This is a genomic window from Erythrobacter sp. JB1-15 (genome assembly GCF_057365035.1).
The window spans coordinates 1,404,396-1,417,243 of sequence record NZ_CP200295.1 but is presented as its reverse complement, the minus strand read 5'-3'; the positions used below and the strand labels follow the sequence as shown (position 1 = coordinate 1,417,243).

Here is a 12,848-nt window from a genome sequence, read left to right as displayed (position 1 = left end):
CGAAATAACACGCTATGTCTGCTGAAGAACCCAACGATACAAGCGCGCTGGAGCATTGGAGCTTTCTGCTTCTGCTTGCTGGCGTTTCCGTTCTGTTTATCTGGGTCGCCTGGCCATTTGTCGGGCCAGTGATGTGGGCGACGCTGGCTGCGATCATGTTTCAGCCGCTCTATCGGTGGAATTTGAAGACGCTTGGCGGCCGCCGCAATCCAGCAGCGATTTTGTCGCTCCTCATCATCTTTGTAGCGGTGTTGCTGCCAGCGCTTTGGATTGGTGCAATTGTGGTCAATGAAACGCTGGGCGTGGTGAACGCCTTGCGCCAAGACCCTGTTGATCTGGTTGCGATCTTCAACAGCTTCTACGCGATGGTGCCCGCCAGTGCGCAAAGTTTTATTGAGGATAATGGCTGGACCGACATCTCCGTTCTGCAGGACCAATTGCAAGGTGTGCTGGGCGAAAGCGCTGGCATGATCGCCAGCCAGGCCGTCAGCATTGGCAGCGGCGCTTTGGGTTTCGTTTTGAGCTTTTCGATCGGTCTATATGTGCTGTTCTTCCTTCTGCGTGATGGCAAACGTATTGGCGAAACCATCCTTCATTCCGCCCCGATTGAACGCGAAATTGCAGACCGGCTGGCAGACCGGTTTCTTGGCATTGTGCGCGCTGTCATCAAAGGATCAGGCGTGGTCGGAGTGGTTCAAGGCACTTTGGGCGGCATCATGCTGTGGATTGCAGGCGTGCCTTCTCCGCTACTGCTGGGCGTGCTGATGGCCATTCTTGCCCTGATCCCGGCGGTTGGCACGGCGCTGGTCTGGGTGCCCGCCGGGCTTTGGTTACTGTTTATAGGCGAGACCGGATGGGGGATTTTCGTCCTTGTGGGCGGCGGAGTGATTATCAGCTCGGTTGATAATGTCCTGCGCCCCATATTGGTTGGCCGTGATACGGGCATTCCCGACTGGATCATTCTGGTCACCACTCTTGGCGGCATTTCCATCGCGGGGTTTTCCGGCATCGTTCTGGGTCCGCTGGTCGCTGGCCTTTTCCTTGCCAGCTGGGGCATTTTGCAAGAACATCGCGCGCAAGATGAAGAAGCCGCCGAACGCTACAGATTGCGAGTCGATTCCGATGGCAGAGCGCCCAAGGAGCCGCGCGAGGAACGCCCCGAAGATTTCGAGCAGACAGCTGAGACCGAGCGCGCCTGACCATGCCTGGATCCATGGTAGAACCGGGCAGTCAGGGTGAAGCGGTTGGCCGCTTGCTGATCGCGGTCGTGGTGGTGCTGGCATTGCCGGCATTGCCGTTTGGCACTTACCTTACTTACCCCTTCGCCATTCTCACAACCTGGTTTCACGAAATGGGCCACGGCCTGACCGCGCTTGCATTGGGTCAAGAATTTGTGCGGCTTGAGATTTTTTCAAATGGGTCAGGCGTTGCAACTAGCCGGATGGATGCAAACAGTTCCGCCTTTGTCGGCGCGGCTATTGCAGCTGGCGGTCCGCTAGCGCCAGTGCTCGCAGGTTGCGCTCTGATCATGGCGAGCGCCCATCGCAAAGCGTGGCGGCCAACCTTGTGGATTGCCGCAATCGCCATTTTGGCATCGGTCATCCTCTATGTTCGCTCTGCCACCGGATATGCCGTCTTGCCGCTGGTCGCGGTGGCTCTTTGCATCATTGCGTGGCGCGCGCCTGCCGGGGTGACCCGGTTCACGCTGCAATTTCTGGGCGTTCTCGCCGCGATGAGCATGCTGCGCGATTTCAACTATCTGTTCACTGAGCGCGCCGTGATTGGCGGTCAGGCAATGCTGTCCGACACTGGCCAGATTGAGGCTGCGCTGTTCCTGCCTCACTGGTTTTGGGCCGGTCTAATTGTCTTGATTTCGGCTGCATGCGTATTCGCCAGCCTGAAATACGCGCTCAACGAAAAACGCCTGCGCGGATTGCCGACCAAGCTGCCCGCCAATGTGCTGCAATTCAAACAAAAGCCGCCACGTTAGAGGCCCGCTTGAGTTCCGGGTCAGGAGGCGACCTTTAGCGTGTTCACACCCACACAGCCATCGCCCGTTTCGCCGGACAATCCGATAAAGATCGTATCAATAATACGCGCCAACTTTTGTTCGGTCAGCTTATCACCCAGATGCAACAGCGCATCGGGCATGGTGTAATTGCCCAGCATCTGATTGATCAGCGATAACGTCTCATCAATTTCAAGCCCGGCAAAATATCCGTCCGCCTTCGCCTGCGCAATAATTTCGCTTGTATAGTGATCGGCCAGATCAACATAGGATCGCACCCGTTCGAAATTGGCCGCTCCCATCTCATTCACGATAGCGAAGAATTCCGGGTCAGCGCGAAACCGTTCGCGTGAAATGACAAAGCGCTGGCAGAAAAACTCATACATTTTGCGCGGCGGAGGCAAGTCAGCGGCGACCACATCTTCCATGATGCTGATATGCGGTTGGAGCCATCTTTGGGCGATGGCATCGAACAGATCGTCATAATCAGCGAAAATCTGATCAAACCGTCCGCGCGTCAGGCCGCTTTCAGATGCGGCCATGGTGTAGGTCACCTCTGAACCGCGCTCTTTCACCAGATCGAGCACCATTTGGGCGATCCGTGCGCGTTCTTCCAGCCGGTCTTGTTCGCTCAGCGCCATCGTGCCTGAACCCTCCTGTAGCTTCGTACATAGGAGCGTTGATTGCAGGCTTAAAGTGGCATGTTCTGCTTTTTTGTGCGCTGCAATGTTGGGCAGCCCAAACCTAAACCTAGATGTCGTTGCGCCCCGCAATAATGGCGAGCGCTTGTTGTTCGAGCACTTTATACCGCTCATAATCGGGCAGTTTTGACCGAAACCACTGGGCAAGCTTGAGCAGATCTTCGCCGTAATTGCCTGTTGGGATCATGGGCGGGCCAAATCCGATGACCCGGTTTTCATTGTCAGCATAGGCAGGCACAATCGGCACGCCAGCAGCCTGAGCAATGTGGTAAAACCCTGATTTCCATTTGCCATCCGATTTGCGTGTGCCCTCAGCCGCGATCACCAGTGATAGCTCTTCGCGTTTGGAATATTCCGCTGCCACTTGCTCAACTGCGCTTGATCGTTTGGTTTTGTCCACCGGGATGCCGCCCATATCGAGCATGAAATTGCGCATTATCCCTTCGAACAAAGTGTGTTTGCCCATAAAATTGGGTCGCACTTTCTCTTCATGCGTCGCGCCGGCAAAGAACACAAAATCCCACCCCGTCGTATGCGGAGCGCCTGCAATCACGCATTTCTTGATGTGAGTGGGAAAGCGATCTTCGATGCGCCACCCGCGAAAATGCCAGATGGCGATGATGATCCGGCGCACAATTCGCGACAGCAAAGTCACTTTGCGAGTTTCATTAAGCAGCAAGTTTCTCTCCCCGGCCTCTCTAATGGCCCTAAGAGCGCAAGTTACGCAAGGGAAAGCGGTTTGGCTGCCCAAACGCAATGGCGTTTTACAATCCGCTTTCATGCGAAATTTGCAAACAAGCCCGCTACATTTGACCGCTTGAGGCAATCCTGTATGGCCATAGGTCACAAGCCATGCTTGATCGTCCCTCGTCCACCCCATGGCCAATAGGCGCGGCACCCAATCCAGCTTTGTGTGCAGAAGATGATCGGCTGATCGTCCTTGGCAGCTATGACTTGGATGTTCTGCACGGCGATGCGGAGCTTGCACAGCTTTGCCAGTTTGCCGCCCATTTGTGCGATGCGCCCTCTGCCGCAGTCAGCCTTGTCGAAGCCGAGCGGCAAGTTTTTATCGCGCATGAAGGGATGAGCAGCAACGAAACTCCGCGCTCCATCAGCGTGTGCGCGCATGCCATGGCCGGGGGCGACATTCTCGAGGTGCCCGATTGCACCGCTGATCCTCGCTTTGCTCAATTCACATCGGTAACCGGCGAGGCGCATTTGCGCTTTTACGCAGGCGCCCCGCTGATATCGACCGAAGGCGCACCTTTGGGCGCGTTATGCGTGACCGATGTCGAACCCCGCCCGGAAGGCCTGAGCGAATTGCAACGCGAAGGCTTGTGGGTTTTGGCGCAAAGCGTCAAACGCCGCATCGAAGCCCACCGCGAAGCGGCACGCTCAATCGCTGAAATAAAGACCGGCGCTGATCGGCTGCAGTTCATGCTGGATAGCGTGCCCGATATCGCCTGGTCAGCAGCGCCCGGCCCCAAATGGGATTACTTCAACGCCCGCTTTACCGAAGTCACCGGCTTGCCCCCGCGCCAAACAATCGAAGACTGGCGCGAAGTCATCCATCCGGAAGATTTCGAAGCGAGCTTGGTCAAATTCGGAGAAGCGCTTGAAACCGCTTCTTTCTTCGAAGATGAATGGCGATTGCGCCAAGCCGATGGCAGCTATCGCTGGGTCATCTCGCGCGCGGTGCCATCAACCGATGATCCCGCCACCGCGCGCTGGTTTGGCACTTTGACAGATATTGATGATCGCTACCGGATCTCGCAAGAACGCGAATTGCTGGCAGGCGAGTTGGCCCACCGGATCAAGAACATCTTTGCGGTCGTCACCGGGCTCATCACTTTGCGCGCGCGCGGCGATGACAAGGTCGAAGCGTTTGGCAAAGACATGGCGGACAATATCCTTGCCCTTTCCCGCGCGCAGGATTTCTCGCTCAAGGCGGAACAGCTCGACGATTACAAGCTCACAAGCCTTCTGGAATTGCTAATGGCACCTTACGGCGTGCCGGGCTCTGATGTTGTGACCATTTCCGGCGGAAACATAAAAGCGGGCCGCAAAGCGTCCACTCCGCTTGCATTGGTGTTCCACGAATTGGCGACCAATTCCGCCAAATATGGCGCGTTCAGCGCGCCTGAAGGCCAGGTCGCAATCAACATTGAGGGCGACATTGTTAGCAAGACGGGCGACGACGCTGTCACCATCCATTGGCGCGAAAGCGGGGGCCAGCGTTTAAGCCGCCCTTGTCCAAAGGTTTTGGCACCCGGCTCATCGAAATGACGATTGGCAACCAACTGGGCGGGATCATCGAACGCGAATGGGAAGAGGGAGGCCTGCATGTCTCCATCACAATTCCGCGCAACCGGATAGAGCGCTAAACCTTCAATGCCCGCCCTTTTGACCTTTGACCAAACCGAGCGGCGCTATGGCCCGGCAGGTGACGTCATCGCGGTTGGCGGCATATCCTGCGATATCGAAAAGGGATCGTTTGTTGCGCTTGTCGGCGCATCAGGATCAGGCAAGTCAACTTTGCTCAAAATGGTGAACACGTTGGTTGTGCCCACCGGTGGACGCGTGCTTTTCGCAGGCGAGGATGTGACGGGCTTTCGGCCGTCCACTCTGCGCCGCCGCGTCGGCTATGTGTTTCAGGGCATCGGCCTGTTCCCGCATTTCAGCGTGGGCGAAAACATCGCCATAGGACCAAAGCTTGCGGGCGAAACCTTGTCAGACGCGCGCATCGCTGAGCTTTTGCAGCTGGTGGAGCTTGAGCCTGCGATGGCGCACCGCATGCCCGATGCACTGTCCGGCGGCCAGCGCCAACGTGTCGGCGTTGCGCGCGCGCTGGCAGGTGATCCAGAACTGCTGTTGATGGACGAACCCTTTGGCGCGCTTGATCCCATCACCCGCGATGCTCTGGGCGAAAAAGTGCGCGAACTACACGAGACATTGGGCCTCACCACTATCATGGTCACCCATGACATGGCCGAAGCTTTGCTGCTGGCCGACAGAGTGCTGGTGATGGATGCTGGCCATCTGGTCGCCGATTGCACCGCGCGCGAATTGCTCGCCGGGAAAGGCGGCGATATCGCTCAAGGTCTGGTCGCAGTCCCGCGGCAACAGGCGGCCAAGCTCAAATTGATGGAAAGCAGCGCCTAGTGGAAAGCTTTGGCGAGATATTGCTGGGCCTCGGCGACAAGCTGGCAGCGCATATCGTGCTGGCAGCAAGCGCGATTGGTCTTGGCATTGCGGTGGCTTTGCCGCTGGCGGTCTGGGCCAGCCGGTCAGCCGCAGTGGCGCGCATCGCGCTTGGATTTGCCAGCCTTGTCCAGACGATCCCTGCTCTGGCTTTGCTGGCGTTGTTCTTCCCAATCCTGCTGTCCCTTCGCGCGGTGTTTGGTGAAGGCCTACCCACTCTGGGATTTTTGCCTGCTCTTCTCGCATTGGCGCTGTACGCGCTGCTCCCGATCCTGCGAAACGCTGTCACCGCGCAGGCCAATCTTGATCCCGGCGTGCTTGAAGCAGCCGACGGCGTGGGCATGACAAGCTGGCAAAAACTCACTCTGGTCGAAGCGCCATTGTCTGCGCCTTTCATCATGGCCGGTATTCGCACAGCCAGCGTATGGACCATCGGGGCCGCGACGCTTTCAACGACAATCGGCCAGCCCAGCCTTGGCGATCCGATCTTTGCCGGATTGCAAACGCAAAACTGGGCGCTGGTGCTGGCCGGTTGCTTTGCCAGTGCCTGTCTGGCGCTTATTGCGGATATGCTGCTGGGCCTCGTTGAAAAGGGCCTCGCCGCCCGCCGCAAATGGCAATATTATGGCGGCATGCTGGCCGTGGCCCTTGGGCTTGCCGCAGCCTTTGCTTATCAATCGGGCAGCAAGAACGATGATGCCATCGTGATCGCGTCCAAGCAGTTTTCCGAGCAATATATCCTGGCCCAATTGATCGGCGCGCGGTTGGAGGATGCAGGATACGCCGTTGAATATCGCGATGGGCTGGGATCAGCCGTCGTCCATTCCGCGCTTGCCTCGTCCAATATTGATATCTCGGTTGATTATACCGGCACGATCTGGACCAATGAGATGAAGCGCACCGATCAGGTGCCGCGCGATCAAATGTATGAGGACATTGTCCAATGGGACCGCGAAACCAATGGCGTGCGCGTCTTGGGCAGGCTTGGCTTTGAAAACGCCTATGCTTTTGCGATGCGGCAGGACCGGGCAGCTGAACTGGGCGTCACTTCGCTGGAAGATCTGGTGCCGATTGCCGGGCGGCTGACGATAGGCGGGGATCCTGAATTTTTTGAGCGGCCCGAGTGGATCAATGTGCGCGATGCTTACGGCCTCAAAGTGGGCGAAACTCGCAATTTCTCGCCCACATTCATGTATAACGCGCTGAAATCGGGCGAAGCTGACGCGATCAGCGCTTACACATCTGACGGGCGGATTGCCGCTGATCGGCTGGTTGTGCTGGATGACCCGCGTGAGGCATTGCCCAGCTATGATGCGATGCTGATGATGTCACCCCGCATTGCCGAAGATGAAAAGCTGGTCGCAGCGCTAGAGCCGCTGATCGGCGCAATATCGGTAGAAGCCATGCGCGAGGCAAACTTTGCCGTGGACCGCGAAGATGATGGCAAAATGTCGCCCAAACGCGCAGCGGAGGAACTCGCCACGCGGATCGGCCTCTAACGCGCAGCCTTTGCGGCCGAACTATTTCGCCCGGCGCCAGATTTGCGTCTGACAAAACGGCCCAATACACCCTTTTACCTCGAGTGTATTCGGCCCCTTACGGCGCAGGACAGACCGATAGCTTTTGCCGGTATTGGGATCATAAATCTGGCCGCGCCAAAGCGATGCTTCTTCTTTGAAGCCGCTCAGGACGGGCAATCCGAGCAATTTGCGCTTCTTCTTCTTGGGATCAGGATTGTAGATATCGCGCTGATCCTGACCATCGGGCGGTGTGATGAGAAAACGCGCAATTTTGCCGCAGGTCGTTTTGCCGCATTTTGAGATTACAACCACCGCATCCTTATCCTGCGTCACCCAGCGCCCATTGATCGGTTCCGCCGCCAAAGCGGGCGCTGCGCTTACAAAGAACGCGGCCATTGCGCTCATAAATCCAGCCAATATCCGCGCGCGCATACATCACCTCATTTTTTGTGTTCCGGCTTATATACGCGCAATCGGCGCGGTGGGTTACACCGATGCATCCCGGCGCTAATCAAAGCCATGGCCGATAGGCCAGCGCCTGCCGCATATGCCAAGCACTTTGAACAAAACTCCCATGCCGCCATCTTCGACCAAGCGGTCGCGCTGGCGCTGCACTTTGTCTGCCTCGCCAGGGTTCTTGCGCTGCAAAGCTTCGGTCCGGGTATCAATCCCCATTTGCCGCAGCCATTCCCCCTGCATTTGCAGGCCCATAACTTCGGCGCCGTTCTTTTGCGCAACCTGCCCCAAAAGTTCAAAATCGACATGCGCGGTCAGATCAGCAAGGCCGGGATGATTGAGCGGATCGACTTTCTTGTGCTCCTTAAGCGCTTGCAGGGTCGACCCCGCGCGCAGTTCAAGCGAGCCGTAATCGATGATTAGCGCGGCCCCGCCCTGATTGGTCAAGCGGGTCGCTATTTCGGTCATAACGGCGGTTGCCGCCGGGCTGGTTTCAATCATGGTGCCCTGGCTTGCGCTTTTCCAGCTTGGCGGGACAACATCGTCCATCGGCTTGTCGCCGGCAACAAACACCAGCCGGTCATCATCAAGGCCCACCATGCGTTCATGCCAGCCCTGTGCAGAGCGCACCAGCTGATGAATCGGCAGCGCATCGAAAAATTCGTTCGCGACAATCAGCAGCGGGCGATCTTCAGGCAGGCTCGACAAATCATCGTGAAACTGCACTTGCGGAAATTCGGAGCGCTGAATTTTGCGCAGTTCCATCGAAGTTTCAACGAAATGCAATTGCGGGTTAAAGCCATAGCGGCTCGAAGTGCGCAAAATATCTTTCATCAAAGTGCCGCGCCCAGGGCCAAGCTCAACCAGATGAATACGCTCAGCAGAGCCCATTTTGACCCACAGATCCGCCAGCCACAATCCAATGAGTTCGCCAAACATCTGACTGATTTCGGGCGCGGTGATGAAATCGCCCGTCTCGCCTAGCGGATCACGGCTGGTGTAATAGCGCGCATTGCTCTCGGCCATGTAATGCGCGAGGCTGATGGGACCGGTTTCGCGGATCAGGCGGCGGAACGTATCGCCCAGATTCTCGGCTTTCGCTTTGGCTTCGGCCTCATCTGCCTTGGCATTTTCTAGCGAGGCCTTTTCTAGGGCAGCCTCTTCTGCGGCGGCCTTTTCTGCCGCAGCTTTTTCCGCAGCGGCCTTTTCGGCCTCCTTCCGGGCCTTCTCCTCAGCGGCGGCTTTTTTCTTAGCGGCGGCCTCGGCTCGGGCGGCCTCCTTGACCTTTTTCTCTTCCGCCGCTTTGGCCGCGGCAGCGGCGGCTGCAGCGGCTTCCGCTTTCTTGCGCTCTTTTTCTTCAGCTTTCGCCTTGGCAGCTGCCTCTTTCTCAGCGCGCTCCCTCGCTTCGGCCTCGCGCTTGGCTTTGGCTTCGGCTTCACATTTGGCCTTGGCTTTCGCCTCGCGTTTGGCTTTGGCTTCCGCCTCGCGCTTGGCCTTGGCTTCCGCTTCGCGTTTGGCTTTTTCCTCCGCCTCGCGGCGGGCTTTTTCCTCAGCTTCCTTGCGGGCGCGCTCTTCTGCTTCGCGCTTCGCTTTTTCTTCCGCCTCTTTTTTAGCTTTGGCTTCCGCCGCTTTGCGCGCTTTTTCTTCAGCCTCGCGGCGAGCCTTCTCGGCAGCTTCGGCCTCTGCTTTCAGGCGGGCTTTTTCCTCGGCTTCTTTCTTTGCTTTGACCTCAGTAGCCCGGCGAGCTTCTTCTTCCGCCGCCTCGCGCGCGCGCCTTTCGGCTTCTTGCTTGGCTTTGGCCTCGGCCTTCTTTTGAGCCTCTCGCTCCGCTTTTTCCTCAGCCTCCCGCCTGGCTTTGGCCTCGGCTTCGCGTTTCGCCTGCTCTTCAGCCTCGCGTTTCTCAGCCGCTTCGGCTTTCAGCCGCGCGTCTTTGTCCTTTTCGGCTTTCTTGGTTGCCGATCCGGCCTTCGGTCCAACATTTGCGAAAGCCGGCTCCAGCGGGATTTCGGTGACGCTCCCGTCCGGCTCAATCAGGCACAGACCCGCTGGCGCCCACGCATGGGCATCATCTTTGGCCCCGGCAAAAGCGCTGATTACGCCGTGTGCGGATTGCTCGCCGCCCCCGTCCCCACTGGTCCGCGAGTCAGCGCGTAGAGCGTTACAATCAATCCAATCACGATCAGCGGTATTGTCAGCCATTGGCCCATCGATAGTCCAGTTTGCACAGCAAAGTCTGACAATTGACTGTCAGGCTCGCGGAAGAATTCATTCACGAAACGGGCAATGCCCATCATCAGGGTAAACACCCCCACCAGCAATCCAGGACGATAGCGTGCGCGGGTTTTCCAAAACATAAACATCAACACAAGAAACGGTATCAAGCCTTCAAGAGTGGCCTGATACAATTGACTGGGATGGCGCGCGATGTCGCCGCCACTGGGAAAGACCATGGCCCAGGATACATCGGTTGCGCGTCCCCACAATTCGCCATTGTTGAAATTGGCAAGCCGCCCCAGCAAATGGCCCAGCGGATAGGTGATCGCGATGTAATCACAGACTCGCAAGAACGACAATTTGCCGCGCCAGCAGACAAAGGTGATGGCCAAAACAACGCCAATCACGCCGCCATGAAACGCCATGCCGCCTTCCCACACTTCGAGCAATTTCCATTTAAGGAAGCTGTCGCCGGTAAAATCGGTGAAGACGCTTGGGGTGTCAGCCGCCCCGCCCGTGTAGAATGCGGCGTAACCCAGCCTCCCGCCGATAATCACGCCCAACGTGCAATAGAAAAACAAATCATCTGCGTGCCGCTGCGCCATGGGTGCGCCGGGTGCCTTGATCGATTTCGACAGATGCCAATAGGCAAATACGACCCCGATCAGATATGCGAGCGAATAATACCTAAGCTCAAACCAGCCGATTTTGAACAAAGCCGGTCCCAAACTGTAATCCGACCACATCAGCGGAGCAGCCGCATCCGCGCTTGCAGCAAGTAGTGACAGCACTGATATTACCTCTTATTAGCTTGGCAACGCGGCATTTGCAGCGTGATCTTTAATTTGGCTCTTGGCACAGCATGAAGCCAGGGGAAAGCCCACCTCTGCCAAGGCAGGTACACGGGCATGCTGAGTAAAGATCACGCAAGCACAATACGTCAGTGCAAATGTGCCTAAAAGCACACAAGCACAAATGGGATTTACAGGAGAGAGAAACATATGCCCACTCAGCTGGATAATGCGCTTGAGGCAATCATTGGCGAATTGACGAAAGAAGGCATGCCGTTTGCCACAGTGCCGTTTGATCGGGACGGCACCAGCGTGCCCGCTTTTGCGATGGCTCCGCCAACAATGGCGCATTATTTCGCGCATTTCTGTAATGAACACAAGGACGTGCCGTTTCTGGTGGATGGCGATATCCGCCTGACATTTGGCGAAACCTATCAAGCGGCGGTGTGCGTGGCACAGGGGCTGGCCACCAAGCATGACATCCAAAAAGGTGACCGCGTCGGGATTGCCGCGCGCAATTCAGCCAATTGGATGATCGCTTACATGGGCATCGTGATGGCCGGCGGGTGCGCTACGCTGCTTAACGGTTTCTGGTCTGGCGAGGAGCTGGCTTACGGTATTCGCCTGGCTGAATGCAAAGCAGTGCTGGTCGATGCAGGCCGGGCCAAGCGGCTCGAAGGTCAGGACCATTGCGCGCAGCTGGTGATGATGGATCACACCGCGCCCGCTGACGGATTGGCCAATGTCTGGGCTATGCCGGATGCAGACAATCCCTCTGTAGCAATGGCCATGCTGGGCCAGCTTGGCCCTGATGATCTGGCCTCTATTCTTTATACATCGGGATCAACCGGCCAGTCCAAAGGGGCTTGGTCCGATCATCGCGGCGTTGTTGCAGGCGTGATGAGCTATGTCGCGCAAAGCGCCATGGCCAAGGTCCTGCTGGAAAAACAAGGCGAAGATATGAGCGCGCAGCCATGCGCGCTGGTTGCTGTGCCCCTATTCCACGTAACAGGCGAAGTGCCATTGTTCCTCCAGTCCTATGCGATCGCGCGCAAACTGGTGTTGATGCCCAAATGGGATGGCGAAGAAGCGCTGCGATTGATGGCGGAGGAAAAGGTCACTTATTTCGTGGGTGTGCCTTTGATGAGCTATGAAATCGCGACTCATCCCAACCGCGAAAAATACGACCTGTCAGCTTGCAAAAGCTTTGCCGCAGGCGGCGCGCCGCGCCCGCTTGAGCATGTAACCAAGATCAAAGAGGCGTTTCCCGGCGGCTTTCCGCTGCTGGGCTATGGCCTTACCGAAACCAATGCAGTGGGCTGCGGCAATTTTAACGAAAACTATCTGGCCAAACCGGGATCAACCGGGCGCGCATCACAGCCCATTGTCGAAGTGGCGATCCTTGATGATGATGGCAATCAGCTGGAGCAGGGCGCGGTCGGCGAGGTCTGCATCCGCTCCGTCGCCAATTTCCGTGGGTATTGGAACAACGAAGAAGCGACCGCCGGCGCCTTTACTGCCGATCAGTTCTTCCGGACGGGCGATCTGGGCTATCTGGACGAGGACGACTATCTGTTCATCGTCGATCGCAAGAAAGACATCATCATTCGCGGCGGCGAGAACATTTCGTGCATCGAAGTTGAAGATGCCGTCTATGCCCACAATGACATCGCCGAATGTTCCGTGTTCGGCCTGCCCGATGACCGAATGGGCGAAGTTCCCGCTGCGGTGTTCCGCGTGAAAGAGGGCCGCGATGCGATGGCAGCATCTGATCTGCGCGAATTTCTATTGTCGCGCATTGCTCCGTTTAAAGTGCCGCTGGAAGAGCATATTTGGGTGGTGACCGAAACTCTGCCGCGCCTGGGCACGCAAAAGATTGACAAGAAATCCCTGCGCGAAGCTTACACAAAGCAGCTTTCATCGGCGTAATCTCGCCCGCATTTTCCGCTCCAATAAG

11 protein-coding genes are annotated in these 12,848 nt (G+C 57.2%); 6 read left to right on the top strand and 5 right to left on the bottom strand.

Features of this window, described 5'->3' with window-relative positions; all coding sequences use genetic code 11:
- The first annotated feature begins 14 nt into the window (after positions 1-14).
- Together AC0V6L_RS06770 and AC0V6L_RS06765 are read left to right on the top strand one after the other, a co-directional pair.
- On the top strand, positions 15-1,199 hold the full coding sequence (locus AC0V6L_RS06770; protein WP_486153555.1) for an AI-2E family transporter: 1,185 nt from the start codon (positions 15-17) through the stop codon (positions 1,197-1,199).
- A 2-nt stretch (positions 1,200-1,201) separates the two neighbouring features.
- Positions 1,202-1,990 carry a M50 family metallopeptidase gene (locus AC0V6L_RS06765; RefSeq protein WP_486153554.1) on the top strand — a complete coding sequence of 263 codons (789 nt, stop codon included), beginning with the start codon at positions 1,202-1,204 and terminating at the stop codon, positions 1,988-1,990.
- A 20-nt stretch (positions 1,991-2,010) separates the two neighbouring features.
- Here the strand turns inward: AC0V6L_RS06765 and AC0V6L_RS06760 are convergent, their stop codons facing one another.
- Together AC0V6L_RS06760 and AC0V6L_RS06755 are read right to left on the bottom strand one after the other, a co-directional pair.
- A complete protein-coding gene (locus AC0V6L_RS06760) occupies positions 2,011-2,649 on the bottom strand; it encodes a hypothetical protein (RefSeq protein ID WP_486153553.1) in 639 nt (212 codons plus the stop codon).
- A 109-nt stretch (positions 2,650-2,758) separates the two neighbouring features.
- Complete coding sequence (locus tag AC0V6L_RS06755; protein ID WP_486149468.1) at positions 2,759-3,388, bottom strand: lysophospholipid acyltransferase family protein; 630 nt, start codon at positions 3,386-3,388, stop codon at positions 2,759-2,761.
- Positions 3,389-3,561: 173 nt separating this feature from the next.
- Here AC0V6L_RS06755 and AC0V6L_RS06750 point away from each other — a divergent pair, with 173 nt between their 5' ends.
- The 3 genes from AC0V6L_RS06750 (at position 3,562) to AC0V6L_RS06740 (ending at position 7,409) form a co-directional block, all read left to right on the top strand.
- Complete coding sequence (locus tag AC0V6L_RS06750) at positions 3,562-4,995, top strand: sensor histidine kinase (RefSeq protein WP_486153552.1); 1,434 nt, start codon at positions 3,562-3,564, stop codon at positions 4,993-4,995.
- Between the two features lie 105 nt (positions 4,996-5,100).
- Positions 5,101-5,871, top strand: coding sequence for an ATP-binding cassette domain-containing protein (locus AC0V6L_RS06745; RefSeq protein ID WP_486153551.1), 771 nt, complete (start codon positions 5,101-5,103; stop codon positions 5,869-5,871).
- Positions 5,871-7,409, top strand: coding sequence for an ABC transporter permease/substrate-binding protein (locus AC0V6L_RS06740; RefSeq protein WP_486153550.1), 1,539 nt, complete (start codon positions 5,871-5,873; stop codon positions 7,407-7,409). Before AC0V6L_RS06745 ends, AC0V6L_RS06740 begins: the two co-directional genes overlap by 1 nt.
- Before the next feature lie 21 nt (positions 7,410-7,430).
- Here AC0V6L_RS06740 and AC0V6L_RS06735 read toward each other — a convergent pair whose 3' ends face one another.
- The 3 genes from AC0V6L_RS06735 to lgt all read right to left on the bottom strand — a co-directional run bounded on the left by AC0V6L_RS06735 (position 7,431) and on the right by lgt (position 10,891).
- Positions 7,431-7,862 (bottom strand): DUF2147 domain-containing protein, encoded by a 432-nt coding sequence (locus AC0V6L_RS06735; RefSeq protein ID WP_486153549.1) that lies wholly within the window; start codon positions 7,860-7,862, stop codon positions 7,431-7,433.
- A 75-nt stretch (positions 7,863-7,937) separates the two neighbouring features.
- Positions 7,938-10,085, bottom strand: a complete 2,148-nt coding sequence (locus AC0V6L_RS06730) for a class I SAM-dependent methyltransferase (protein ID WP_486153548.1) — start codon at positions 10,083-10,085, stop codon at positions 7,938-7,940.
- Complete coding sequence (gene lgt, locus AC0V6L_RS06725) at positions 9,980-10,891, bottom strand: prolipoprotein diacylglyceryl transferase (protein ID WP_486153547.1); 912 nt, start codon at positions 10,889-10,891, stop codon at positions 9,980-9,982. Before lgt ends, AC0V6L_RS06730 begins: the two co-directional genes overlap by 106 nt.
- A gap of 210 nt (positions 10,892-11,101) precedes the next feature.
- Between lgt and AC0V6L_RS06720 the strand changes: the two genes are divergently transcribed.
- Positions 11,102-12,820 carry a class I adenylate-forming enzyme family protein gene (locus AC0V6L_RS06720; protein WP_486153546.1) on the top strand — a complete coding sequence of 573 codons (1,719 nt, stop codon included), beginning with the start codon at positions 11,102-11,104 and terminating at the stop codon, positions 12,818-12,820.
- The last annotated feature ends 28 nt before the right edge of the window (positions 12,821-12,848 follow it).

Coding starts and splice junctions, on each gene's coding strand:
- AC0V6L_RS06770 (WP_486153555.1), top strand. CDS start 15: ATGTCTGCTGAAGAACCCAACGATACAAGCGCGCTGGAGCATTGGAGC.
- AC0V6L_RS06765 (WP_486153554.1), top strand. CDS start 1,202: ATGCCTGGATCCATGGTAGAACCGGGCAGTCAGGGTGAAGCGGTTGGC.
- AC0V6L_RS06760 (WP_486153553.1), bottom strand. CDS start 2,649: ATGGCGCTGAGCGAACAAGACCGGCTGGAAGAACGCGCACGGATCGCC.
- AC0V6L_RS06750 (WP_486153552.1), top strand. CDS start 3,562: ATGCTTGATCGTCCCTCGTCCACCCCATGGCCAATAGGCGCGGCACCC.
- AC0V6L_RS06745 (WP_486153551.1), top strand. CDS start 5,101: ATGCCCGCCCTTTTGACCTTTGACCAAACCGAGCGGCGCTATGGCCCG.
- AC0V6L_RS06735 (WP_486153549.1), bottom strand. CDS start 7,862: ATGCGCGCGCGGATATTGGCTGGATTTATGAGCGCAATGGCCGCGTTC.
- AC0V6L_RS06730 (WP_486153548.1), bottom strand. CDS start 10,085: ATGGCTGACAATACCGCTGATCGTGATTGGATTGATTGTAACGCTCTA.
- AC0V6L_RS06720 (WP_486153546.1), top strand. CDS start 11,102: ATGCCCACTCAGCTGGATAATGCGCTTGAGGCAATCATTGGCGAATTG.